At 36.8% G+C, this 24227-nt stretch carries 20 protein-coding genes; 6 read left to right on the top strand and 14 right to left on the bottom strand.

Features of this window, described 5'->3' with window-relative positions; all coding sequences use genetic code 11:
* Positions 1 to 49 precede the first annotated feature (49 nt).
* The gene (gene hemC / locus JAZ75_RS04120) at positions 50 to 1642 is read right to left on the bottom strand and encodes a hydroxymethylbilane synthase (protein ID WP_208700356.1); all 1593 of its coding nucleotides are present in this window, start codon (positions 1640 to 1642) and stop codon (positions 50 to 52) included.
* Positions 1643 to 1772: 130 nt separating this feature from the next.
* A complete protein-coding gene (gene hemA / locus JAZ75_RS04115) occupies positions 1773 to 3014 on the bottom strand; it encodes a glutamyl-tRNA reductase (protein WP_132771502.1) in 1242 nt (413 codons plus the stop codon).
* 500 nt (positions 3015 to 3514) lie between these two features.
* Here hemA and JAZ75_RS04110 point away from each other — a divergent pair, with 500 nt between their 5' ends.
* Complete coding sequence (locus tag JAZ75_RS04110) at positions 3515 to 3913, top strand: hypothetical protein (protein ID WP_021189576.1); 399 nt, start codon at positions 3515 to 3517, stop codon at positions 3911 to 3913.
* A gap of 26 nt (positions 3914 to 3939) precedes the next feature.
* Here the strand turns inward: JAZ75_RS04110 and JAZ75_RS04105 are convergent, their stop codons facing one another.
* Genes JAZ75_RS04105 through rbfA form a run of 4 tightly spaced genes read right to left on the bottom strand, consistent with a single transcriptional unit; the run spans position 3940 to position 6716 of the window.
* Positions 3940 to 4587: a hypothetical protein gene (locus JAZ75_RS04105; protein ID WP_208700353.1), complete on the bottom strand. Its 648-nt coding sequence runs from the start codon at positions 4585 to 4587 to the stop codon at positions 3940 to 3942.
* A 1-nt stretch (position 4588) separates the two neighbouring features.
* Entirely contained in the window at positions 4589 to 5680 is a 1092-nt protein-coding gene (locus JAZ75_RS04100) for an aminotransferase class V-fold PLP-dependent enzyme (protein ID WP_208700351.1), read from the bottom strand.
* Complete coding sequence (gene aat / locus JAZ75_RS04095; protein ID WP_208700349.1) at positions 5664 to 6314, bottom strand: leucyl/phenylalanyl-tRNA--protein transferase; 651 nt, start codon at positions 6312 to 6314, stop codon at positions 5664 to 5666. Before aat ends, JAZ75_RS04100 begins: the two co-directional genes overlap by 17 nt.
* Positions 6315 to 6344: 30 nt before the next feature.
* Entirely contained in the window at positions 6345 to 6716 is a 372-nt protein-coding gene (gene rbfA / locus JAZ75_RS04090) for a 30S ribosome-binding factor RbfA (RefSeq protein WP_132771498.1), read from the bottom strand.
* A 510-nt stretch (positions 6717 to 7226) separates the two neighbouring features.
* On the opposite strand from rbfA, the gene argH reads away from it, so the two are divergent.
* Entirely contained in the window at positions 7227 to 8558 is a 1332-nt protein-coding gene (gene argH / locus JAZ75_RS04085; protein WP_208700347.1) for an argininosuccinate lyase, read from the top strand.
* A 78-nt stretch (positions 8559 to 8636) separates the two neighbouring features.
* On the opposite strand, the gene JAZ75_RS04080 is transcribed toward argH, so the two are convergent.
* Entirely contained in the window at positions 8637 to 9695 is a 1059-nt protein-coding gene (locus JAZ75_RS04080) for an aldose epimerase family protein (RefSeq protein ID WP_132771496.1), read from the bottom strand.
* A gap of 133 nt (positions 9696 to 9828) precedes the next feature.
* Between JAZ75_RS04080 and JAZ75_RS04075 the strand changes: the two genes are divergently transcribed.
* Both JAZ75_RS04075 and JAZ75_RS04070 read left to right on the top strand, forming a co-directional pair.
* Positions 9829 to 11193 carry a deoxyguanosinetriphosphate triphosphohydrolase gene (locus JAZ75_RS04075; protein ID WP_208700345.1) on the top strand — a complete coding sequence of 455 codons (1365 nt, stop codon included), beginning with the start codon at positions 9829 to 9831 and terminating at the stop codon, positions 11191 to 11193.
* Positions 11194 to 11276: 83 nt separating this feature from the next.
* Positions 11277 to 13388 carry a type IA DNA topoisomerase gene (locus tag JAZ75_RS04070; protein ID WP_208700343.1) on the top strand — a complete coding sequence of 704 codons (2112 nt, stop codon included), beginning with the start codon at positions 11277 to 11279 and terminating at the stop codon, positions 13386 to 13388.
* 89 nt (positions 13389 to 13477) lie between these two features.
* Here JAZ75_RS04070 and JAZ75_RS04065 read toward each other — a convergent pair whose 3' ends face one another.
* Positions 13478 to 13999 carry a PsbP-related protein gene (locus tag JAZ75_RS04065; RefSeq protein WP_208700341.1) on the bottom strand — a complete coding sequence of 174 codons (522 nt, stop codon included), beginning with the start codon at positions 13997 to 13999 and terminating at the stop codon, positions 13478 to 13480.
* A 173-nt stretch (positions 14000 to 14172) separates the two neighbouring features.
* Here JAZ75_RS04065 and JAZ75_RS04060 point away from each other — a divergent pair, with 173 nt between their 5' ends.
* Positions 14173 to 15162, top strand: coding sequence for a hypothetical protein (locus JAZ75_RS04060; protein ID WP_208700339.1), 990 nt, complete (start codon positions 14173 to 14175; stop codon positions 15160 to 15162).
* Between the two features lie 20 nt (positions 15163 to 15182).
* On the opposite strand, the gene JAZ75_RS04055 is transcribed toward JAZ75_RS04060, so the two are convergent.
* The 3 genes from JAZ75_RS04055 to JAZ75_RS04045 all read right to left on the bottom strand — a co-directional run bounded on the left by JAZ75_RS04055 (position 15183) and on the right by JAZ75_RS04045 (position 18341).
* Complete coding sequence (locus JAZ75_RS04055) at positions 15183 to 15443, bottom strand: hypothetical protein (protein ID WP_021190586.1); 261 nt, start codon at positions 15441 to 15443, stop codon at positions 15183 to 15185.
* Between the two features lie 70 nt (positions 15444 to 15513).
* A complete protein-coding gene (gene lat / locus JAZ75_RS04050) occupies positions 15514 to 16800 on the bottom strand; it encodes an L-lysine 6-transaminase (RefSeq protein ID WP_208700337.1) in 1287 nt (428 codons plus the stop codon).
* Between the two features lie 11 nt (positions 16801 to 16811).
* Positions 16812 to 18341 (bottom strand): aldehyde dehydrogenase family protein, encoded by a 1530-nt coding sequence (locus JAZ75_RS04045; RefSeq protein ID WP_208700335.1) that lies wholly within the window; start codon positions 18339 to 18341, stop codon positions 16812 to 16814.
* 78 nt (positions 18342 to 18419) lie between these two features.
* Between JAZ75_RS04045 and JAZ75_RS04040 the strand changes: the two genes are divergently transcribed.
* Positions 18420 to 19592 carry an acyl-CoA dehydrogenase family protein gene (locus tag JAZ75_RS04040; RefSeq protein WP_208700333.1) on the top strand — a complete coding sequence of 391 codons (1173 nt, stop codon included), beginning with the start codon at positions 18420 to 18422 and terminating at the stop codon, positions 19590 to 19592.
* Positions 19593 to 19716: 124 nt separating this feature from the next.
* Here the strand turns inward: JAZ75_RS04040 and JAZ75_RS04035 are convergent, their stop codons facing one another.
* Genes JAZ75_RS04035 through JAZ75_RS04025 form a run of 3 tightly spaced genes read right to left on the bottom strand, consistent with a single transcriptional unit; the run spans position 19717 to position 23046 of the window.
* Positions 19717 to 20883 carry a glycosyltransferase family 4 protein gene (locus JAZ75_RS04035; RefSeq protein WP_208700331.1) on the bottom strand — a complete coding sequence of 389 codons (1167 nt, stop codon included), beginning with the start codon at positions 20881 to 20883 and terminating at the stop codon, positions 19717 to 19719.
* Position 20884: 1 nt separating this feature from the next.
* Positions 20885 to 21865, bottom strand: a complete 981-nt coding sequence (locus tag JAZ75_RS04030) for a lysylphosphatidylglycerol synthase domain-containing protein (RefSeq protein ID WP_208700329.1) — start codon at positions 21863 to 21865, stop codon at positions 20885 to 20887.
* Positions 21865 to 23046 carry a glycosyltransferase family 4 protein gene (locus JAZ75_RS04025; RefSeq protein ID WP_232789351.1) on the bottom strand — a complete coding sequence of 394 codons (1182 nt, stop codon included), beginning with the start codon at positions 23044 to 23046 and terminating at the stop codon, positions 21865 to 21867. The genes JAZ75_RS04030 and JAZ75_RS04025 overlap by 1 nt, the downstream gene beginning before the upstream one ends.
* Positions 23047 to 24227: the final 1181 nt, after the last annotated feature.

Here is a 24227-nt window from a genome sequence, read left to right as displayed (position 1 = left end):
TATATGTATTAAAAAAAGATTGGAAGAATGTTAAATCCTTCCAATCGTATTATGATTTATAGTCTAATCCAAAAATGGCCTCAGCTAAGCCAATTTCATCTGGTGAATAAGGCAGCGTATAGGAAAGACCCATTTCGTCAAAAATAGCAGCCGTAGAGCGTCCAATACAGATCACCTGTTGCTCAGGTTCAATTAAGTTATTCACAAAATAAGCCTCAGCATTGCTCGGGCTTGTAAATATTAAGACCTCAGCACTTGTTGCATTGACATTATCCTCAAGTACAGTTTCATATACAGGCATATTGATCACCTTGGTTTCTGGACTAAGCGCTTTCTGAATTGTTTCTAAAGAACCTTTTGCTCGAGGAATTAAAACCGTACCACCATTTGCCAGTGCAGCAAAGTTAGCCCCGATTTCTTCCATGTTAATTCCGGACTGCTCGCCTGAAAAATCAGCAACACGGTCAAATTTGCGCAAAGTCTCCTCAGATCCACGTCCAACTACTGCAATTTTAGTTTTTTTACTTAGTCGTGGCTCCAAGCTAAAGAAATGTTCAATTCCATTTTTACTGCCGAAGAAAATCCAGTCCACATGCTTTAAAATAAACGGATCCAATTTATTTATTATTGGAAATATTTTGATTAAAGAGCGTGCATCAGCTTGAATATTATGCTTTGCAAAGAAGCGGGATAAATAAGAATGTTCATCCAGATCCCGGCTTATAAAGACAGATTTTGGTAATATCCGATCTTTCGCATACTTAGAGAAAATTATTTCAGGTAATAGTGCCGGATCAGTTCCTTTCACATAAAAACGGTCAGGAAAATCATCACTGGTATCTGCTATAGAAGTCCATGCTTCGTACGTATCACCCACTTTACGGCAATAAGCACCAAGAGGGGCATGACAGCCAGCGTCAAATAGATTCAACACTTTACGTTCAACGGCGATGGTCTTCTGTACCTCCTCATTATTAATTGGCTGAAGAGCTTGAAATAATTCTGTATCAATTTCGCGGATCTGAATAGCCAGTACACCTTGAGCAGGTGCAGGAACTAATTCAACAGGAGGAATTTCCTCAATATGGAAATCCGAGATGTCCATATCGATTCTCGAAATACCAGCCTTTGCTAACATGATGGCATCATACTGCTCATCACGAAGTTTCTGCATACGGGTCTGTAAATTACCCCGTAAGTCTGTAAATTCAAGATCAGGTCTTATAGAAGATAGTTGTGCTTTACGTCTGTTAGATGATGTACCCACAGTGGCATTGTGTTTTAAAGAAAGACGTTTCTTAATATCTACACAATCTTTATGAATAATTAATAGTTCTGCAGGGTTTTCACGTTCGGATACTGCGGCAATGATTAATCCAGGAGGATTTACAGTAGGTAAATCTTTATGAGAGTGAACAGCTAGATCAATGGTTCCCAAAAGTAATTCTTCTTCCAATTCTTTGGTAAAAAAACCTTTTCCTTCGAGTTTATCTAAACGGAGATGTTGAATGATATCACCTTGAGTTTTGATGATTTTTAATTCAGATTCAATGCCAATTTCAGCCAGCCGATCTTTGATGAAGTTTGCTTGCCATAACGCAAGTGCACTTCCACGAGTACCAATGATAAGTTTTCTATTCACAATCTATATACTTTACCTTATTTTAATAATTAAGATAGGCAAAAATAAATAAATAGTATTGATTTGTTGACACGTTACTGTCAGAATAAATCCAAATGCAGTGTGAAAAAGAGTTTCAGGTCGCTCTTAATTAATTAACACCATTTTCGTTTACTTTGACTAAAATCTCCTTAGCCATTACCATAGGAACTTTGATGTATTTTTTTTCCATGTAATTAATAATCTTTTCCAATACATCACGCGCTTCCGGATCTAAGGCCTGAACCTCCGAAGCAAAAACTTCATTTAATGCAAAAGATTTGATTTCTTTAATTTTTTGTGGAACCTGACGCATAGCAACTTCAACGCGTCGCTGTTTAATGATAGGTAAAAATTCCTGAATATTGTCTGAAATAATCTTTTCAGCATTAGACAGTTCACTATAACGTTCTTCAATATTTTTGTTGGCAATCGCTTGTAGAGAACTTACCTCAATATAGTGGACCGCATTGTTGGCTAAAACTTCAGCATCAATATCATTTGGAATGGCAAGATCAATAATGATTTTCTTATCCATTTCTCCATTTAATAAAGATTGGTATAGTGTGTTATCAATGATGGCCGTTGTAGCACCTGTACAAGTAATTAGAATATCAAATCCACCTTTATAGTTGATCAATTCCGATAAAGGATAGGCTTCAGCATTAAGTTCAGTAGCTAATTTCTGCGCATTTTCAACCGTACGGTTAAAAATTACAAAATTGCTGGATTGTTTTTTCTGAAAATACTTTGCTAAATTTTGATTGGTTTCCCCAGATCCGATAATCAGAATTCTTGGGTTCTCAACAGATTTAATTTCTTTTAATTTGCGGTATGCTAAAGAAACAACAGAAATTGGGTTTCTGGATATTTTAGTGTGGGTGTAGACCTCTTTTGCCGTTTTTACCAGACGGTCCATTAGCATGCGTAGGAAGTCACCGGTAAATCCAGCCTCTCGACATCTTTCGTATGCCCGACGGACCTGTGCTAAGATCTCCTTCTCACCAACAACCAAACTTTCAAGAGAACATGACATACGAAGAAGATGATTTAACGCATCCATACCCTCATATTTATTCACCTGACCTAAATAACATTGCAATCTTTCCTGAGGGACACAGAAATTGAGTTTCTCCATAAATTGTGCAATGAATTCATTTGTTAAGTCATGAGCACCATAAAACACAAATTCAACACGGTTACAAGTGCCAATATAGAATACTTCAGGAATATCCATGTTATGTTTTAGATTCATTAGTCTACTTTCTAACTCCTCATTACAAATAACTAGATTACCTAAATCTTTAAGTTCTACGTGTTTATGTGTGAATGCTAATACCTTAAGATTCTTCAAAGCAATACCCTCGATTAATTTTAACTCTGCAAATGTAGTTTAAAAGCTTTTGCTATATGTCAAAAATCTGTCAAACAGATGAATTTAGAATGATTACAAATAGTGTTAAATTAATGTTAAATTGGTGATTTTTAAATACTTGAATGTGAGTGCTGTAACTTATGTGACCAATATCATATTCAATATACAAATATATGAGCACGGTCACATATATTACACGCTATAACCATGATTAGACTACTTCCTAAAACCTGTTTAAAGAGTCCAATGATTTAGCATAGTTGATCATATGGATTAACCAAATTTGTCTTTAAATAGAGATGAAATAATCTCTTTATAGCAGTAAGAATTATCTTCGGTAATAGGAAATGTATAGTATGTATAAAATTACACCAAGTATATGAAGTAAACGGGTTTATAAGGATTTATTTTTTAATAAAAATAAATATCAAAACTCATCAGGCAGATGATTATTTTTGCGCCATATTAATTTGGATATTATGATTATCATCAGAAAAAGCTTAGCCTTATCAGGTTTGATTCTCTGCCTCTTAGCAGGGATGTTGCCGATGTTAAAGGTGCCGATTAAGGGAAATTGGAACCTCTATCAAACAGATGCTGCATTGTTTTTTATTACCTATATGATTATAGGAATAACAGCCCTACTTTTCTTTGTAAGGCAATTAACAGGATATCGCTTGATGACTCGGGTAGCAGCAGTTTGGTACCTGATCAGTATTTCTGCCGTATTTTTTAAGATCAATAATTATTTCGGATGGGGATTTGCAGATCGGCTATTATCCAAATCAATACATATGCGTTGGGGGTGGATTGTCTATTTAGTCGGTATTGCACTTTTATTACTGAGTGTGAAAAAAGTTAAACAGATTGAAGAATAAAAAATAAGCTTGGAAATTTTCCAAGCTTATTTTTTATTCGGACGATGTGAAATAAAATGAGACTTCAGTTTATCTAAGCCTAAATCTTCTTCTTCTTTATCCAGTTCATATATCCATACTTTTTCGCCAAGGATATCGTTGATCTCCTTTGGATTTGTTAAATCGACAGGACGTACACGCTGTTCTTTTACAATTGGATTTTGGATCGCTTGCAAACTGTTGGCATGTCTGATAATCTGAAAACGGAATGTTGGCCATTTACCCACAGTAGCAAAATTTCCAGAGTAGAATTGAACAGAATCATGTTTACTGATTTTTTCAGCAAATATGCCTTTAGCCTTATTGACATTGGTATCCGCAATGCTAACCAGTAATTCATAAGAAGTTTGATTCACGAGATGCAATTTCGCTAATCCATCTTTATGATCACCAGAAATTGCCAGTAAGATACCCTTCTCAATAAATTTTGAAGGTATTTCTTCAGCTAGCTCATTAAGCTCATCATCATCACGGCGCATATTTCCATGCACTAAAGTCAATTTACTTGCCTGTACAGGTATTTCAAATCCAGTATCATCTGTTACACCGATGAGGTCATTGGATTGAAAGGAGGTGATATGTCCCTCGATTGGTTCATCTACAAACCGTACTAAATCGCCTATTTTGAAACCCATGTTATTTTAAAATTTTAGTATCAATAATTCTTAATAATTTTTCTAAATCTGTTTTATCATTATAAAGATGAAATCCGATTCTTATACCATTACCACGTGGAAAGCATTTGATATTGTTTTCCATTAATATATTAAAGTGCCCTTGATCAATCTGCAAATTAAAGATTGTACTTGTTTCAGCTCTGTTAATAGCCACTTCGGTTAATATTTTCCTTTTACCCAATTCCTGTTTGGCAAGCTTTACTAACTGTTGCGTATAAGCAGCGGTGTGTTCCAAACCGAGTTCGGACAAAAACTCCAGACCCTTTTGTAATGTTCCGTGAGATAAAGTATCTAGATGTCCGGGCTCAAAATAAAGCTGATCGATACCTTTTCCTGCCCACATTTTGTCAATTTCGACGTTTTGTGTGTCCAAGTTTGGAAACAAGATCTGTTTTCCATAATCACTAACAAGAAGGAAACCGTTGCCATAACCACCTAAAAGCCATTTATAACCGCTGGCACCAACAACATCAAATCCCGACTGGGAGAAGTCAAAAACTTCAGTTCCCAAAAACTGAGTACCATCACCAATTATAAGCAATTCCGGAAATTTCTCTTTCAATTGTTTAATAAATTCGAGATTGATTTTGATACCAGAAATGTATTGCACGATACTAAATATAAAAACAGTCGGTTCGTGTTTTTTAATAGCATGCATGATATGCTCTTCCAACTTTTCATCAACAGGGGTTGTCACATGTTCAAAACCCCTAGAAATAACAGGAAAATTAACAGAAGGATAGTCTCCTTCAAACAATAAAATTTTTGAATCCTTTGGCAAGCGGTCCAACAAAGCATTGAATCCTGTTGAAAAATTAGCGGTGTTATAAACATTGTGAATAGCAGTTGTGAAGAACTTTCCGATACTCTTTTTTACCGCGAGATTAAATTCACCCTGTTTTTCACGCAGATCTGTTGCTGTTGAAAAAAATTCAGCATCTCTTTTCAGACGCCATTCCTTAGATGAGATGGGAATTAAGCCGGAACCTGGTGTAGTTAAATAAGAAACGTCCTCAGGGATATCAAAGTAAGATTTATAAGGTGTTTGCATTTTGTTCTTTTAATATAGACAGATATTCTTGTTGCGAAATACTTGTACCGCCCATAGAAGCCAAATGTGGCGTATGGAATTGACAATCTACAAATTTCAAGTTGAAATGAGTAGTTAAATATATGAGAGCAGCTTTTGAAGCATTAGATACGGTGGAAAACATACTTTCACCACAAAACACCTGATTGATATAAACACCATATAAACCACCTACTAATTTTTCATTCTCCCACACTTCTATGGAATGCGCATAATTGATCCGATGTAGTTCCTGATAAGCATCGATCATATCAGAAGTAATCCAGGTTCCGTCTTGATCTTTACGTTCAATCTTAGCACAGCTGTGGATGACTTCGGTGAAAGCCTTGTCGACAGTAATCGAAAATTTATCAGTTTTTAAGATTTGAAGCATACTTTTGCTGATTTTTAAATGCTCTGGAAAGATGACAAACCGTTCATGTGGAGCATACCAAAGTATAGGAGAATCTTCGCTAAACCAAGGAAATATACCATTCTCATAGGCTAAGATCAGTCTATCCGCACTCAAATCACCACCAACTGCCAGTAAACCATCTTCATCAGCAAGTTCAGGATGTGGAAAGCTAATACTATCAGGATCTAAGTTGAAAACCATTTTTAAAAATAGACAAAAAAACCAGATTGTTTAATCTGGTTGTCTCGTTTCTTTACTAATTTCTTCAAATATTTTATCCATATGCTCTACATATTCATTGGTGTCATCCAAGAAGAAATCCAGTTGTGGAACAATCCGAACTTGATTTTTAATTTTAGAGCCTAATTTGTAGCGAATTTCTGTTGTTTTAGTGCGGATTGCTTTTAAATCCTCAGGAGCCGTTTTGGTATTTAAAAAACTTAAATAAACTCTTGCTATAGCTAAGTCCGGTGTTACACGTACACGCGTAACCGTAATAAATGCCCCAGGAGCCCAACTATTACCTTCGCGTTGCAGTAATTCAGCTAAGTCTTGCTGTAATACACCTGCAAAACGTTGTTGTCTTTTGCTTTCTGTTCCCATCGTTTTAGTTTTTGTTTCGTGAAAATTCACCCTATTATAGGTACAAAGATAAATATAAAAAAGAATAAAGGCATATCTTGGAGGGATATGCCTGTATAATTTTGGTTTATAATTAGTTAGGGTTCAATTTCTTAAAGTTTAGAGACGTTATGGTCTATCATAGTTTGGTTTTTTTACGGTTTTAAAAGTAAGTGTTTGCTAACTTTAAAACGTATATTTTTATATTTCACTCTCCCTTATGATACAAACATATAAAAATTAAATTGTTGTCACAATGGGTGAATTAAAAACAAAGTAATCGCTCACTCACTATCGCTGTTTGCTGAGTTTTAACAAACATTTAACATAAAAATATTTTTAATTAATATAAAATCATACCCACATTACTGTAAAACAATCGATCGAATTCGATCAATTGTCACATCGATCCATAGTATGACCTGAACTTCAATTGTTTTATTTGTTTTCAAATGGTATTTTTGTCAAGTATATAAATAGCGTACTAAAAAAATGAAAATCTGGCAAAAAAATATAGATGTTGATTCATTTGTCGAATCTTTTACTGTAGGTAATGATCGAGTGATGGATTTGCAGTTAGCAGCCGCTGATGTTTTGGGATCTTTGGCCCATACTCGTATGCTGAATAGTATCAACTTGATGACCGATGAAGACCTTGCTATTGTACAGCAGGAACTGAAAAATATTTATCAAGAAATTAGTGCCGGAGAATTTGAAATAGAGGATTCTGTTGAAGACGTACACTCACAAGTAGAGATGTTATTAACACAGCGGATCGGAGAAGCAGGAAAGAAAATTCATTCCGGACGCTCAAGAAATGATCAGGTACTCGTAGATTTGAAACTGTATTTCAGAACCGAAATCCAAAACATGGTCGATAATACAGAGATTTTCTTTCAGCAATTGATTAAATTAAGTGAACAATATAAAGATATCCTGATTCCAGGTTATACACATTTGCAGATCGCTATGCCATCCTCATTTGGATTGTGGTTCGGAGCATATGCAGAAAGTTTAGTCGATGATTTGGAATTGATGAAAGCAGCATGGAAAGTATGTAATAAAAATCCTTTAGGATCTGCTGCTGGCTACGGATCTTCTTTTCCTTTAAATCGGACAATGACAACAAATCTATTGGGATTTGATGATTTAAATTATAATGTAGTCTATGCACAAATGGGCAGAGGTAAGACAGAACGTATCTTAGCACAGGCGATGAGTTCCATCGCGGCTACTTTAGCAAAATTTGCCATGGATGTTACCCTATACATCAATCAAAATTTTGGTTTCATTTCATTCCCTGCACATTTAACAACAGGCTCTAGTATTATGCCACATAAGAAGAACCCTGATGTTTTTGAATTGATCCGTTCACGTTGCAACAAAATTCAAGCATTACCCAATGAGATCGCATTGATGACAACTAATCTTCCTTCTGGATATCACCGTGATTTACAATTGCTAAAAGAAAACCTTTTCCCTGCATTTAAGTCATTGAATGATTGTTTAGAAATTGCAACGTTTATGCTAGAACATATTTCAGTGAAAAAAGATGTTTTAGATGATCCAAAATACGATTATCTATTCTCAGTTGAAGTTGTCAATAATGAAGTTCTAAAAGGTGTTCCTTTCCGTGAAGCCTATAAAAATATTGGTATTGCGATTGATGCAGGAGAATTCCAGCCATCAAAAGAAGTGAACCATACCCATGAAGGAAGTATCGGTAATTTAGGTAATGATCAGATACAACGTATGTTTAAAGAAGTAATCGACGCATTTGGATTTGACAAAGTGGAAAATGCTTTGAGCCAGTTGGTGAAATAGTAACCAATTAGTCGGTTAGAAAGTTAGTGTAAAAAGTAATCTAACTTTCTAACCATTTAACTTTCTAACCAATTCATGCTATTTTTCAAGAGAGAATTTAAAATGAGTTTCCGATATAAATTCTTCTCCCGCTTTTAAAACTGTGGAAGGAAAGTCCGGTTGATTGGGACTATCCGGAAAATGTTGTGTTTCTAAACAGAAACCTGCATAGGGCAGATAAACATTTCCAGATTTACCGGTGTCATTTCCCGTCATCCAGTTGCCTGTATACAATTGTACCCCTGGTTCACTAGTAAAAACATCTAAGCGTATACCCGATTTCGGAGCGTATGCCGTAGCGCAAGCTGTAGAAATAGGGCTGTTGTTGACAAAACAATGATCATATCCTTTGGCAGCAATCAGCTGTTCGTCATTAGCAGTAATATCCTGCGCAATGGATTTAAATTCTTTAAAGTTGAAAGGCGTTCCTTCTACCGGAACTGTTGCAATCGGAATTTGGTTCTCATCGACAGCAAGGTAAGCATCGGAGTTTATTTTTAACTGATGACTTAGAATATCTCCAGATCCCTCTCCATTTAGATTGAAATAAGTATGATTGGTCAAATTGATCACGGTATCCTCATCGCTGTCTGCTCTGTATTTTATAATAATTTCATTGTCATTTGTTAACGTATATGTAACCGAAACATTCAAATTCCCAGGAAACCCTTCTTCGCCATCTTTGGAAACGAGGTAAAATTCAGCCTGTGATTCATAACTGACACGACGATCCCATATTTTTTTATGAAAACCCTCAGGTCCACCGTGTAAACAATTGATGCCATTATTTATAGGAAGCTGATACTCTTTACCATTTAATTCGAACCTTCCATTTGCGATACGATTTGCAAATCTTCCTGCTGTGACACCATGATATTGTTCATCAGCGCGATAGTAAAGACCAATATTGCTAAAACCCAAAGCAACATCAGTAAGTTTCCCTTTGTTGTCAGGGACAAGGATACTGACTATTCGAGCACCATAATCACTAAGGGCAACCTGCATCCCGCGCGTATTTTTTAAAATAATAAGGTGCGTGTTCTTCTCGTTAACAGTGCTGGTAAAATTATGGATAGACGGCAAATGATAGTTACTCATGATGATGGTTGTTTTGATTCCTTGTTAAAGATAAAGATTATAAACTTTTTAAAAAACGATTCTTGCTATTTATAAAAAATCAATTTCGAAAAAGCCAACGCACTTAGAAAATCAAAAAATGTATATTTGCAATATGTCTGTAAATACAAGTATGAATTGGAAACAATTACTATCCGCTAAACGCTGGGGATATGAACATCGTGTCAGTGATAGTCATTTAATAGCACGTTCAGAATTTCAACGTGATTACGATAGATTGATTTTTTCTTCTCCATTTAGAAGATTGCAGAATAAAACGCAGGTATTCCCGTTGCCAGGAGCGGTATTTGTTCACAATAGACTTACCCATAGTCTAGAAGTAGCTAGCGTCGGAAGATCATTGGGACGTTTGTTTTACACAAAGATGAAAGATGCAGATTCAGAGATTGATGAATTATATCCCTATCTACAAGAAGTCGGCAATATGGTATCTGCCGCATGTCTCTCTCATGATCTGGGAAATCCGGCATTTGGACATTCCGGTGAAGCTGCCATTTCGACTTATTTTACAGAGGGTGATGGTCGTAAATATCAAGAACAGGTAACGAAGGAAGAATGGGCAGATCTGACACATTTCGAAGGTAATGCCAATGCATTGCGAATACTGACACATCCTTTTAACGGAAAAGATGATAAGGGATTTGCTTTAACCTATACATCTTTAGCATCAATTGTTAAATATCCTTGTGCCGCGATTGATGGTCATATCAAGAAAAATCACCACCGTAAAAAATATGGATACTTTGCATCGGAAAGAGAAACCTTTGAAACGATAGCTGCAGAGTTAGGACTGTTGGAAGACCCAACGAATCCTAAGGGGTATTTACGGCATCCATTAGTCTATCTCGTAGAGGCCGCAGATGATATTTGCTATAATATTATCGATTTAGAAGACGCACATCATTTAAAAATTTTATCTTATCCCGAAGTTGAAGATTTACTATTACCACTATGTGGAGGAGAAGATCTAAGAGCCCGTTTGGATTCTCTTTACGATACCGCCAGCCGAGTTGCACTGTTACGAGCAAAAGCAATCAATACGTTGACAAAAGCATGTGTTGACGTTTTTTATAATGAGCAGGAACAACTTTTAAAAGGTACTTTTCCATCTGCACTGATGGATGCTCTAGACGCTGATATCGTAGCACATCTCAAAAGAATTAATAAAATATCAGTAGCGAAGATTTATAACGCGCCTACGGTTGTGCAGATTGAGGTAGCGGGCTATAAAGTGATGAACGCGCTCTTGGCCGAGTTTGTTCCAGCTTATCTAAAAAAGAATAAAAATAGTTACGATGAAAAATTAGTAGCATTAATTCCACATCAATTTTATACAGACCAAGAAGATTCTTATTCTAAAATTAGATCCGTTTTGGATTTTGTTTCAGGAATGACAGATGTCTATGCCATCGATCTATATCGCAAGATAACAGGTATGATTATTCCTTCAATAGATTAAGCTTAAGAATATACAATATTAAAAATTTCGGGATTGTGAAAAGACACCTTTTCGCGATCGTGTATTTTATCTAAATAAAAAATATGAAAGTCGTTATTGCCGAAAAACCATCCGTTGCACGAGATTTGGCCCGAGTTATGGGTGCAAAAGAAACCAATGATGGTTACATTTCAGGAAATGGATATGCTTTCACCTATGCTTTTGGGCATTTGGTTCAACTGTGTACACCACAAGCGTACGGATTTCATAATTGGTCAATCGCAAATTTGCCCATTATTCCCACAGAATTTAAACTGGAATCAAAAAAGTTAAAGCGTGATGGCAAGCAAATTGATGATGCTGGTGCACTAAAGCAATTGAATACGATTAAGTATTTGTTAGATAAAGCAGAAGAAGTAATCGTCGCAACTGATGCTGGGCGAGAAGGAGAATTGATCTTTCGAAACATTTACTACTACCTGGGAGCAAAAGTTCCTTTTAAACGCTTGTGGATATCCTCGCAAACGGACAAAGCAATTAAAGAAGGATTTGCAAATCTCAAAGAAGGAACAGAATACGACAGTTTATATATGTCAGCACGTTCCCGTTCTGAATCCGATTGGCTTATTGGAATCAATGCAACACAGGCTATCACCTTGGCCGCTGGTAATAGAGGTTTATTATCACTTGGTCGAGTACAGACTCCTACATTGGCCATGATTTGTTCTCGATATTTAGAAAACAAAGATTTCAAACCCCAGACTTTCTATAAAATTCAGGCCGGTTTTGAAAAAGAGAATATCAAATTCAAAGCTACTTCCGAAAAAATAGATAAAAAGGATGTTGCAGAAGAAGCTATTGCTAAGATTACCATTGGCTCGGAGGCCACAGTAACTAAAGTTGAAGCAAAAGAAACGAAAGAACAACCGCCTTTATTATTTGATTTGACTTCTCTACAGCAGGATGCCAATAAGAAATACGGATATTCTGCCGATCAGACCTTAAATATAGCACAGACACTTTATGAGAAAAAAGTCATCACCTATCCCCGTACAGGTTCTCGTTATATTGGAGAAGATGTATTCGAACAGATTGAAGCATTATTTCAACATTTAGCCGATACAGCGGAAGAAGGTATAGCGACGATTTCACGTAATCTAATCGGAGCAAAGCTCAATAAAAGATCTGTAGATGAGAAGAAGGTGACCGATCACCACGCATTATTAGTGACCGATGAAAAGCCAGGAGCTTTGCTTCAGGAGCAGCGCAATATCTACAATATGATTGCTAAACGTATGGTAGAAAGTTTTTCCGATGTCTGTTTAAAAGATATTACCACGGTTGTGATCAATGCAGGAGGTGTCGAGTTAATTGCAAAAGGAACAGTTATCAAGCAGTATGGGTGGCGCCTATCAGCAGATCAAGTTGAACTACCTGACGAAGATAAAAATACCGAAGATCAAGATAATGAAAATGCTCAATTACCTAAATTGACACCAGAAGAGTTATTGGAAATCTTATCGTTAGAACTATCCGAAAGATTTACCAAGGCAAAGCCGATACACACTGAAGCATCATTGTTAAAAGCAATGGAAACTTCGGGAAAAGAAATCGATGACGATGAAATGCGTCAGGCTATGAAAGACTGTGGATTGGGAACTCCAGCTACGCGGGCAGCAACTATTGAAACGCTGTTTCAAAGAGATTATATTAAGCGCGATAAAAAGAAACTCATTCCCACAGATAAAGGGTTGACCGTCTATAACCTGGTAAAAGACCGCTCCATAGCCAAAGTAACGCTAACGGGTAAATGGGAACAGAAACTGGAAGAAATGCGGGCCAATAAAGTTTCGTATGAGGTCTTTATGAAGCATATCAAAGACTACACCGAACGCATTACAAAAGAACTGTTGCAATTAAGAATTTCTATTGCCCATGAAGAAATCAAACCGTTGCAGAAAGGAAAGATAAAATGTCCAAAATGTGCAGCAGGGCAAATTCAGTTATTTGACAAAGTCGCACAATGTGACCATTATGCAAGAGGGTGTGATTTCAAAATATGGCGCACCTTGAATGGCATTATGCTGGAAGAAAAAGAGATGAAAAACCTGCTTGAAAAAGGAAAGACATCAACTTTAAAAGGCGTGAAGACAAAAGAGGGAAATACTGTAGATGCTGCTTTGACTTTTGAAAATTTTAAGGTAGGAGTAGCGTAAATTGTTTATCTCAATAAAATAAAAAGGGTATCTCCACAAGAGATGCCCTTTTTATTTTATTGAGATAAGATCAAAACTAACAATTTTGATTAGTCAAATTTTACAGATTTAAAAAATTCATCAAATTTTGGTTCATTCTCGGTGTATGTTCCTGGGGTGGCGGTGAAAGTTAAAATATATCCAGTTCCCTTTTTATAGAAAAAATATTGCTTAGAAACGTAGGATCTAAATTTTATAATAGAACTTGTTATGAAACATACGTCTTCCGTTGAATTGATTTTTGTTCTATCAACTTTCATGGCAAAACCGCTTACTCTTTTATATTCTTTTTCGGCGAGCTCGGCCGCATCTTTAATGCTACTGGATTTGATCGCAGTTATGGAAACTGAATTTTCAATTTCTTCTTTCTCCATTTCAGAATATAATTTTGGCATTCCCCAAGCTATAATCATGTAATTCGAACTGGGAGGAGGAGTTTCTTTGTAAACGGACCAATCTTTAGGGATTTCTGCCTCGAAACCAAATTCTTTATTTTTGTAAATTTCTTGACAGAGAGCCACATTGCAAATAAAATATAAAAGTACTGCTGGTACTAACTGGGCTAGTTTCATTTTGTAATTTAGATAATTAATTGTCTATCAATTTTAATTGGCACATATGTATCCTGAATATCGATACGATGGTTTATGTAAGAAAGATAATTATTTTAATTTATATTAAAGGATCTGAATTTTTATTTTGTGATGACTTTACTTTTTATAAAACGTGTACCTTTGTGCCCTATATGTCAACATCACTATACAATCCATTTAAAACATTTAAGTTTGATAACCAAACCTGTTTCTTGACAGGGAAGGAGCTTTCATCTGTGGACGAACAAATTCAGGTTTTTCCAGTATGGATGATGCGTGCCTTTGATTTAGAAGAAAAGCCTTTTAAGATGTTAGACGAGTCTCTCGTCACTTATAAAAGTCTAAAACTTCCTTGTTCCGTCGAGGCCGCATTGGTAATTGAAAAAATGGAATCTGAGGTAGAACGTGCATTTGCACTAGGTTTTGATGCTGTAAACGAATTACCGCAGATCACACTATTTCAGTGGATGTCTAAAATACTGTATGGTGTTGTATTTAATGAAATTCAGACCGGTATTCGTCAACAGACCTTAACAGGCGAAGAGATGAATTTCTCTCAGGTGCTCGTTCAGAAGTTCAAAAACTTGCATGCGATGTTGCAGTCCTTACTGCAACCAATGGAATTTGAAGGAACCAATCCATTTTCAATTTTTATCAGTAAAGTAGATAACCCTGCGGAAACGTTTAATTATCGCGATGAAATCAATACCCTGATTTTTTCTTTGAGAATGAATGACTTTGGAATTGTTGCCTGTTTACAAGATAATGCAACGAATAATATCTACCATGAAGATATTTTAAAAATGGTAGAAGGAAAAACACTGCACCCAGTTCAATTTGAAGAAATAGCAGCACGTTATTTTTATTCTGTATACCTCTTCAACCGTCTTCCAGAATATACCTATCTAAATACCACCAAAATGATATATGTCGAACCGATGCCTTTGGCAGATATGTCCATGAAGCCCATTTTTGATCACTGGCAGGTAAAGGTTTACGGTCAGGTATTGGAAAATTTCTGGAAACCTTGGGGTTTCATTTTATTTGAGATTATTAAGGATCCGGATAGTCCGATGAGTTTCATAACAGATGATAGCGGAAATTTCGTTCCACGTGAAGCAATTGAGCTACCACTTGGATAAATAAAAAAAGCCCTTAAATATTATTTTCGGGCTTTTTTCTTTTTTTGTACAGGAGAGCTTCTTTTCTTAGTATCTGCTAGATCGATCTCTTTTTTCTTCTTGTTTACAATCAAGATAAGCCCAAAGGGACCTAGTATAGGAACGCACATGCCCAATATTGATAGTATAACAAAGCCCCCGGTTACATCCTTGAGCCTAAATAATCTGAATAATGCGATGGCCATTAATACAAAATGGATAATAGTCACCAATTGAACCAACGCTAATTTACTTGCATCCATATTTTATATTGATAATAAAGGCAAATGTAACGAGATTCATTTGAAATAGGGAATCTATACAAATAAGATGCTATAAGATCCCTTCCATGATCGTAAATGCTTCATCGATTTCGTTCATCTGAATATTCAGATGCGGTCTAAAACGAATCGTCCTTTCTCCACAGCCCAGTAAAATCAGTTTCTTTGCAAAAGCGTCCTTAATAAACTTGTCTCTTTCCTGCTCATTGGGAAAATCAAAAGCGATAAACAATCCTTTTCCCCTTATATTGCTTATCTGTTCATGCTTACTTGCTAAAGCTTCCAGTTTTTGAATAAAATGTTCACCCTTCTTAGGGATCTGTTCAATTAATTTTTCCTGCTCTATCACTTCTAAAATAAGTTTAAAGCGAATCATATCAGTAAAATCACCTCCAAAAGTCGAATTGATACGGGACGATTCTTTAAAAACATGTTTTTCTACGCGGTCAAACTTTGCTTTGTTGGCAAGCAAACCACAGACCTGAGTCTTCTTTCCAAATGCGATTAAATCGGGAACAACTCCAATCGTTTGATAGGCCCACATCGATCCTGTTAAGCCAATTCCAGTTTGTACCTCATCAAAAATCAATAAAATATCATGCTCATCACAGATATCGCGCAGAGCCTGTAGAAATTCTTTTCTGAAGTGATTGTCTCCCCCTTCTGCCTGAATTGGTTCTATAATAATACAGGCGATATCATTCGGATGATTGTCAAGTGCATTTCTGATTTCTCGAATGGCTGTTTTTTCTTTTTCAATAACTGCCTTTAAAACAATTTCCGTGATCGGGAATGTTAGTTTTGGATTGCTGATGCGCGGCCAGTTAAATTTAGGGAAATACATGTGTTTTCTAGGATCCTTCGTATTGGTCAACGAAAGTGTATAACCAGATCTCCCATGAAATGCCTCTTTGAAATGAATGACCTGAGAAGCTTCCTTTTCAATTCCTGAAGCAAAATTTAAACGTGTCTTCCAGTCAAAAGCAGCTTTTAAAGTGTTTTCCACGGCTAAAGTTCCTCCTGCAATAAAAAAACAATACTGCAGTTCCTTTGGTAGCGCTACGCGTTCGAAGACTTGCATAAAATCAGCGAACTCTTTGGGATAAATATCCGATAAAGCAGGTTTGTTAATCGCCATTTTACCTAAAAAATCTTGATGCTTTAGGAGATAGGGATGGTTATAACCGATAGCAACAGATGCAAACATGCTGAATAAATCCAAATAAGCATCTCCATTTTGATCGACTAGATAAGAGCCATGTGATTTTTCTATATCCATCACAATTGGAAAACCATCTGCGAGCAAATGTTTAGATAATATTTCGTGAACTGTACTCATGTCGTTGTCATTTAAAGGTTAAAAGTTATTCCTTGTGCCAAAGGAAGTTCGGTGCTGTAATTAATGGTATTGGTTTGTCTCCGCATGTAGGCTTTCCAGGCATCCGAACCAGATTCGCGTCCACCACCAGTTTCTTTTTCACCTCCAAAAGCACCACCGATCTCTGCCCCCGATGTTCCGATGTTGATATTAGCAATTCCACAATCTGATCCTTGTGCACTGAGGAATAATTCCGCCTCGCGCAGATTATTCGTCATAATAGCCGAAGACAGCCCTTGTTTCACATCATTTTGGATAGTGATTGCTTCCATGACATCACCTTGATATTTTATTAAATAAAGAATTGGAGCAAAAGTCTCCTGTTGAACTATATCATAATGGTTTTCCACTTCAGCAATCGCAGGTTTTACGTAACAACCACTTTCAAATCCCTTTCCAGTGAGTAAACCACCGGTGACAATCAGCTTACCCCCTTGTTTCTCAATTTCAGATAGGGCATCTAAATAATGTGCGACTGCCTTTTGATCGATCAGTGGACCTACATGATTTTCTGGAAGTAGAGGATCTCCGATCTGTAGTTGAGCATATGCTTTTATCAATGATGCTTTGACTTGTTCATACACACTTTCATGAATGATTAATCTACGCGTTGAAGTACAGCGCTGACCGGCCGTACCTACAGCGCCGAATACAGCACCAATCGTCGTCATCTTCAAGTCCGCATCCGGTGTAATAATGATCGCATTATTTCCGCCAAGTTCTAAAATAGACCTGCCAAGGCGAGCAGCAACATGTTGTGCTACTGTTTTTCCCATTGCAGTTGAGCCTGTAGCAGATATTAAAGGAATATTAGTATCATTTACTAACCATTCACCCACAGTCTTATCTCCAATTATCAAATTAGAGATGCCTTCTGGTAATTCTTTCTGTTTTAATATACCTGCCAAAATCTGTTGACAAGCTATGGCACATAAAGGAGTTTTTTCACTCGGTTTCCAGATCACAACATCTCCACATACCAATGCTAGTGCTGTATTCCATGCCCAAACAGCCACAGGAAAGTTGAATGCAGAAATAACACCAACAACACCTAAAGGATGATATTGATCGTACATACGATGGGAGGGACGTTCCGAATGAATCGTTGAACCATAAAGCTGACGTGATAAACCGACTGCAAAATCACAGATATCAATCATTTCTTGCACCTCGCCCATGCCTTCCTGTAGTGATTTTCCCATTTCATAAGAAACAAGCTTTCCGAGCGTAGGTTTTAATGACCTTAATTTATCCCCGAATAACCGAATCACTTCACCTCTTTGCGGAGCAGGAACAAGGCGCCAGATCGCATATGCTTTTTTCGCCTGAGCGCAGATATCTTTATAATCATTATGGGAGGAGCAAGTTACTGTAGCAATTACCTGACCATCAACGGGAGAACTGGAAGTAATATCCGCACCAGTTGCAAACCAATTTTGTCCCGTAGAAGAACCCAGATTGGTCGCTAGAATGCCCAATTCTTTTAATTCTTGTTTTATCATAATGGTTTATATTATTCGTTTATATTTTAAATATAATGAATTATATTCTAAATATTGGCTATATTTAGATATTAAATTATGACAGATATGAATTCAACATGTGATTATTTTAATATAGATGCCCTATTTTCTGATGAAAATAAGCTCATCCGACAATCCATTCGTGATTTTGTCACTACGGAAATAAAGCCAGTTATAGACCGTGCCGCTCAACATCATGAGGATATTCCCAATCTGATGTTAAAATTAGGAGCTCTTGGAGCTTTGGGCCCTTATATACCAGTAGAATATGGTGGTGCAGGATTAGATCATATCGCTTATGGTATTATTATGCAAGAGCTAGAAGCAGGAGACTCCGCCATCCGGTCAGCAGCTTCCGTACAGTCATCATTAGTCATGTATCCCATTTTTACATTTGGAAGTGAAGAACAAAAAAAACAATATCTTCCCAAGCTGGCCTCAGGAGAATATATCGGTAGTTTCGGTTTAACAGAACCGAACCATGGTTCAGACCCAGCAGCCATGGAAACCCGTTTGTTAAAAAAAGACGGCCAATATATCCTTAATGGAGCAAAGATGTGGATTACCAACGCTCCGATATGTGATATAGCAATAGTGTGGGCAAGGGATGAACAAGATAAAATAAGAGGGTGCATAGTAGAACGAGGTATGGATGGCTTCTCCACTCCTGAAACACTAAACAAATGGTCACTACGCGCTTCCAAAACCGGAGAGCTGATCTTTCAAAACGTAGCAATTCCCGCAGAAAATATTCTTCCAGAAGTAAATTCGCTCCGTGGACCTTTTTCATGCTTGAACTCCGCGCGGTATGGCATATCTTGGGGAGCAATCGGAGCTGCAATAGACTGTTACCAAACTGCAGTCAAATATGCATTAGAACGAGAACAGTTCGGGAAACCGATCGCATCCTATCAATTACAACAAAAGAAATTAGCAGAATTCCTCACAGAGATTACAAAAGCTCAATTATTGTCGTGGCGCTTAGGCGTACTGAAAAATGAAGGAAAAGCAACCCCAGCACAGATTTCAATGGCAAAACGTAATAATGTACACATGGCATTAGAAATCGCTAGAGAATCAAGACAGATATTAGGGGCCATGGGAATTGTGGGAGATTTTCCGATGATGCGTCACATGATGAACTTAGAATCTGTGATAACCTACGAAGGAACCCATGATATTCACCTGTTGATAACAGGTAACGATATTACAGGAATTAGTGCCTTTTGATTTGCTCAAGGACTTGAGGTATTGACAGATGGTTTACTTTTAAATATAAACATGAAGGGAAATCTGAAACCATATATCTCAGCTTTCTTCTACAATAGGAAGGGGAGAGGAGCTAAAAGAAACATTAAGAATGTGCAATTAGGCTTTGAAACAAATTAAAATAAGCCCTTACCATTTTATCCCAGCTGTAATGTCCTAAAGAATATGCTTGAAATTCTTCGCTTCTGTTCTTGAGAAGCGAAGGATGTTCAAGCGTATTTTTAATTTCAGAAATCCAACAATTCTCCTGCTCAGGAGGTAGAAGAACTCCATTCTTCTGATGGCTGATCGCATCACTGATCCCTTCAATATCCGAAGCAAATACAGTCGCCCCACAGATACTAGCTTCCAGGCAAACCAAACCAAAACCCTCCATATCGCCTGCGACTTTGATGTTAGGCATAATGAATAATCCCGCGTGGCGTAACAAGCATTGCAAATCAGTCGTAGGAATTTTTCCGATATGCTGTAACCGATCTTTGAAATTAGGATCCCGTAAATAATGACGTATAGATTTTTGATCGGATGGAAATCCTAAGAACAACATCGTTAGATGCCGTAGAGAAGATGGGAGAGCATAAAGCAATTTCTCTTTCCTTGTTGAGGTTGGAGAAAAAGGACCTATTAAGATCAGCTTATAATCTGATGGAAGTTGAGGTAGCACATGTTTAATAAACCAGGAAATGCCTTTTCGTTTCACAGGTCTGCCTAGGGCGATGATGAGATGCTCGGCCTTTGTAGCAATTCCATATTTCGTTAAGACAGGTTCAATAGCCAGAGTGTTATCCAAGACAAGACTATGGTCTACACCATTTTGAATCACTTCAATCTTATCGGGATGAATACCACGATCGATGGAAGCCTCTCTTGTAGCAGTACTTACAGCTATTATTTTGTCAAATTTGTTGAATTGAGGAATAATTTTACGTTGAAAATAGGCTAAAGGAAAAACCACATCAAGGCCGTGAACAGTAACCACCCGTTTTAACTGTTCATAACCCTTATGTCTTAAAGACACAGCCGCAATCAGACCATCATTAAAATGAATAACCTTTATATTAGGATGTAATAAGAGCAACGCTAGAATCCGCTTATTTAAAAGGTAAAAAAATTTGATAATAGATTCATCCCCCTGATAAACTATTTTATGTACAGTTGTATAGGGAGCCAATCCGTTAATAAGCTCAAAGCTTTGTTTTTCCATCCCTCCGATAGTGGGCGGAAATTTATGACTTACACAAAGAATTTCCATATTAGGATAGTATCCCCCCTTTTTTAATTCCGAAATAAGCTAAAAAACCAAATGCAATCCAAAAAACTTGTCTAGAACGTCTTATTAAAGCGATGATCAACCAGATTTGAACCGTATAGATACCAGCACTGGTCAGTAAAATTTTATTCCCGAATTCCTCCACCCCAATTTGAGCAGGAATAAAAGCGCCAAAGCTTTTGATAATAATTATACCCATGTCCATAAATTGACTCAGGATAATCGGAATCGTAATACCTGAAAAGTATAGGATGAGGAAAAGCTCCAAAGCACCAACAGTCCAGTGTAAGAAAAAATAAAAATATGCACGATAACATTTGCACGGCTGATTTTGATGAAAAGTTAGTACCGCATTTAGGATCGTCTGAATACGTATACTTAGTTTTCGGAGTGCTTTCCAGGATAGCGTAGAAGCCACTTGTAGTTCTTTGGATTTCTTGAGAATAATAAAAATAATCAGTGGAATACAAAAAAATGTAATCACTAATATCCACAGTACCGCTAGCAGCTGTTTAGGAATATTTTGATTAAAAGAGCTCATTAAAAACCAAAAACCAGAAATTCCAAATAATGAAAATTGCGTGATAATGGTCAAAAAACGCGATATTAAAACTGAATTTAAAATTTCTTGTTCAGATGTACCCGTCGGTTTCAGCAAGACTGTTTTTATATAATCGCCCCCAATTATGCTAGTGGGATTGAATAGTCCTATTGTTTCCCCGATATGTCGGATGCAGAATAGCTGCCATAAGGAAGTCCGTTTCGGTTTTTCGATGAAGCAATTTTGCCATCCCGCTGTAGCCAATACATAGGCTAAACCCGTAATGACTATAATCCAGAGGAGATTCCACCCTATGTTAGTAACTTCTTTTAATACTGCCTTAAGATCAATGTGACTGATAAAGACAAGCAACGAAGAGAGTACGACAAGACTAATTGTAATTTTGAAAATGTTTTTACGCATTAACCAACCTGAAATTTAATGATTGAATCATTAGCGGTTCTGTTCATTTGTTCTAAGTCTTCAAAATAGGTGTTAGCTAAAGAACTCCAGTCTATTGATTTGCTGAATTGTAATCCCGCATGTCCAATCTCCTTTCTTAATCTAATATCCTGTAGTAAGTGTATAATGCGATTAACAAAAGCTGCCGCATCCTGCGGTTTACATTTAAAGCCTGTTACACTTTCGGTTATTAAATCTGCAGAACCTCCGCCATCTGCAATAATACAAGGTAACGATGATGCCATGGCTTCGATAACGACATTACCATAAGTCTCGGAATGTGAAGGAAAGACAAATAAGGTTGAAGAAGCATACAACTTGGCAAGGACATGATGATTCAATTTGCCTAGAAAGATAGCTTCAGGCATCTGCTGTCGACAAGAGTCCATTGCAGAACCGTCTCCAGCGACTATAAAATTGAAAAGAATGTTCTGTTGCTTTAATAAGCTGTAGATCGCGATCAGGGTTTTTAAATTCTTCTCCCAAACCAGCCTACTGGCAAATAATATCGTCGGATGACTGTTTCCTGTTATTTCTTGTAGCCAATTGTGATCTTTTTTGTCTGGAGAAAATAGACTGTTGTCAATCCCACGTTTCCAGATCTGCATCAAGCTTGGGTTAATGCCCATTTTTGTAAGTTCGCAAACGATGCTATTTGTTGGAATATAGATTTTATCACAGTTATTATAGAATTTATTCTGTGTCTGGATAATTCTTTTCTTTGTAGGGCCAACCAAAAAAGTAAAATGCTTGAGATAGTAGTCAATATAGCTGACAAAGTGTGTATGGTAGATGCTGATGACCGGTATTTGATTTTTTAATGCATATCGCTGCCCGTAGAAACCTAAAAGAGAAGGTGTAGCAATATGAATAATATCGGGATTAAAATCCTGGAGTTTCTTTTTTAAGCGTTGATCTGCTAGCGCTGGAATCGCCATACTATAGTTCTGTTGTATCGGAATGCTTAAAGATGGAATTTTCAAGGACTCGAAATCTTGTACTTGATCTGGCCCTGTTCCATATATGAACAAAAATTCAAACCGTTTTTTATCGATGCGGTCGACAAGTTGAAAAATTGTTCGTGAAGCTCCGTCAAAGTCAGGAATCATTATCTCCGCAAAAAAAGCAACTTTTATCATCATGAATCATTTTCTCAAAGTAAGGAGCTCTATGTTTCCTTATGAATAAGGACATGTGAATAAATGATGTTTTTTACATTATCCCGGTATTATGGAAATATGAGTATAATATTGTTCTTACTTTTTTAAGGATAGCAGCGTTAAGATGAATCAGTATTACGATGCCTTCAACCTATGTTTAAATGAATGTATAGTGATGGTTTAATGAAAATTCCGCTTAGTAGAAGTTTATGGTAGAAATCTTGAATAATTATCCTATTCATATAGCCAATAGTAAGAGTGATTTTTTATTCGATGTTCATAAACAATTTTTGATGTTGAAGAGGATAACATGTGAGGCATATTGTTAGAAACCTACCATTGTTAGCAGGGTGATATCATGTTATAAGCAAGTAGGGATCTTGTTCGAATATAATAGAGGTATAACAGGGGGATAAGAGGGGGTTTATAGGGGGTTAGTAGGGGTAAAGCTCTATTAACCCCCTATAAAATCTCAGTAATCTCTCTATAAATCCCAATTTAAGTAATAATCAGTTCCCTTTCAATTCCGGATCAGGTTATAATATGCCTTATTCCTGAGTATCTGACGGGGGATAGCTGGCTATTGCAAAGCGGCAGCACTTCTCAGGATCCCTTTTGTAGTATATTTTGTAGTATATACTATATAGTATAAAGTAAAGATGTCGGCCCTGCGGGCAGCATGAGGAGACATGAATCACCTTATCAGTAATAGTATTATAGTATATATAGTGTCGATGATGCCGTTGTATCAATACTCCGAAAAAGATATAATTTCCACTTGGCTATTCCCTAAAAGCATACTGCATCCATAAAAGACGGCCCAGGACGAACCATCCGCCCATATACCCTTTTTTACAGTATAAAGCCAGGATTACCCGTTTCTCAGCGCCGAGAACAGATCATAGGTAAATTTATTGGTCAGGTTATAAGCCGTTTACCCGTTCACGGCAAACTATTTCCGGAAAAGATTAGGAAGTGATTATAAAAAGTCGCTATCTTTGCACCACTCCGCAAGGGAGGAACGGTTGATCCGAAAGGATAGGCACTGAAAAAAGAAGGGTTTAATTCAGGTTAAACGCAGAAACAGCAGGAAAACAAAAAAAATAAATTTTCACATTTATTTTGGAGAAACCAAAAAGATTTCTACCTTTGCAGTCCCAACG

This window comes from Sphingobacterium sp. UDSM-2020 (assembly GCF_016132525.1).
Classification (GTDB): Bacteria; Bacteroidota; Bacteroidia; order Sphingobacteriales; family Sphingobacteriaceae; genus Sphingobacterium; species Sphingobacterium anhuiense.
The sequence above is the reverse complement of the archived record's forward strand: the minus strand, read 5'-3'. Positions and strand labels throughout refer to the sequence as shown.

Excerpts from the sequence above, each read along its gene's own strand:
- JAZ75_RS04110 (WP_021189576.1), top strand. The coding sequence starts at position 3,515 with ATGATTATCATCAGAAAAAGCTTAGCCTTATCAGGTTTGATTCTCTGC.
- JAZ75_RS04105 (WP_208700353.1), bottom strand. The coding sequence starts at position 4,587 with ATGGGTTTCAAAATAGGCGATTTAGTACGGTTTGTAGATGAACCAATC.
- JAZ75_RS04100 (WP_208700351.1), bottom strand. The coding sequence starts at position 5,680 with ATGCAAACACCTTATAAATCTTACTTTGATATCCCTGAGGACGTTTCT.
- aat (WP_208700349.1), bottom strand. The coding sequence starts at position 6,314 with ATGGTTTTCAACTTAGATCCTGATAGTATTAGCTTTCCACATCCTGAA.
- rbfA (WP_132771498.1), bottom strand. The coding sequence starts at position 6,716 with ATGGGAACAGAAAGCAAAAGACAACAACGTTTTGCAGGTGTATTACAG.
- argH (WP_208700347.1), top strand. The coding sequence starts at position 7,227 with ATGAAAATCTGGCAAAAAAATATAGATGTTGATTCATTTGTCGAATCT.
- JAZ75_RS04080 (WP_132771496.1), bottom strand. The coding sequence starts at position 9,695 with ATGAGTAACTATCATTTGCCGTCTATCCATAATTTTACCAGCACTGTT.
- JAZ75_RS04075 (WP_208700345.1), top strand. The coding sequence starts at position 9,829 with ATGTCTGTAAATACAAGTATGAATTGGAAACAATTACTATCCGCTAAA.
- JAZ75_RS04070 (WP_208700343.1), top strand. The coding sequence starts at position 11,277 with ATGAAAGTCGTTATTGCCGAAAAACCATCCGTTGCACGAGATTTGGCC.
- JAZ75_RS04065 (WP_208700341.1), bottom strand. The coding sequence starts at position 13,999 with ATGAAACTAGCCCAGTTAGTACCAGCAGTACTTTTATATTTTATTTGC.
- JAZ75_RS04060 (WP_208700339.1), top strand. The coding sequence starts at position 14,173 with ATGTCAACATCACTATACAATCCATTTAAAACATTTAAGTTTGATAAC.
- JAZ75_RS04055 (WP_021190586.1), bottom strand. The coding sequence starts at position 15,443 with ATGGATGCAAGTAAATTAGCGTTGGTTCAATTGGTGACTATTATCCAT.
- lat (WP_208700337.1), bottom strand. The coding sequence starts at position 16,800 with ATGAGTACAGTTCACGAAATATTATCTAAACATTTGCTCGCAGATGGT.
- JAZ75_RS04045 (WP_208700335.1), bottom strand. The coding sequence starts at position 18,341 with ATGATAAAACAAGAATTAAAAGAATTGGGCATTCTAGCGACCAATCTG.
- JAZ75_RS04040 (WP_208700333.1), top strand. The coding sequence starts at position 18,420 with ATGACAGATATGAATTCAACATGTGATTATTTTAATATAGATGCCCTA.
- JAZ75_RS04035 (WP_208700331.1), bottom strand. The coding sequence starts at position 20,883 with ATGGAAATTCTTTGTGTAAGTCATAAATTTCCGCCCACTATCGGAGGG.
- JAZ75_RS04030 (WP_208700329.1), bottom strand. The coding sequence starts at position 21,865 with ATGCGTAAAAACATTTTCAAAATTACAATTAGTCTTGTCGTACTCTCT.
- JAZ75_RS04025 (WP_232789351.1), bottom strand. The coding sequence starts at position 23,046 with ATGATGATAAAAGTTGCTTTTTTTGCGGAGATAATGATTCCTGACTTT.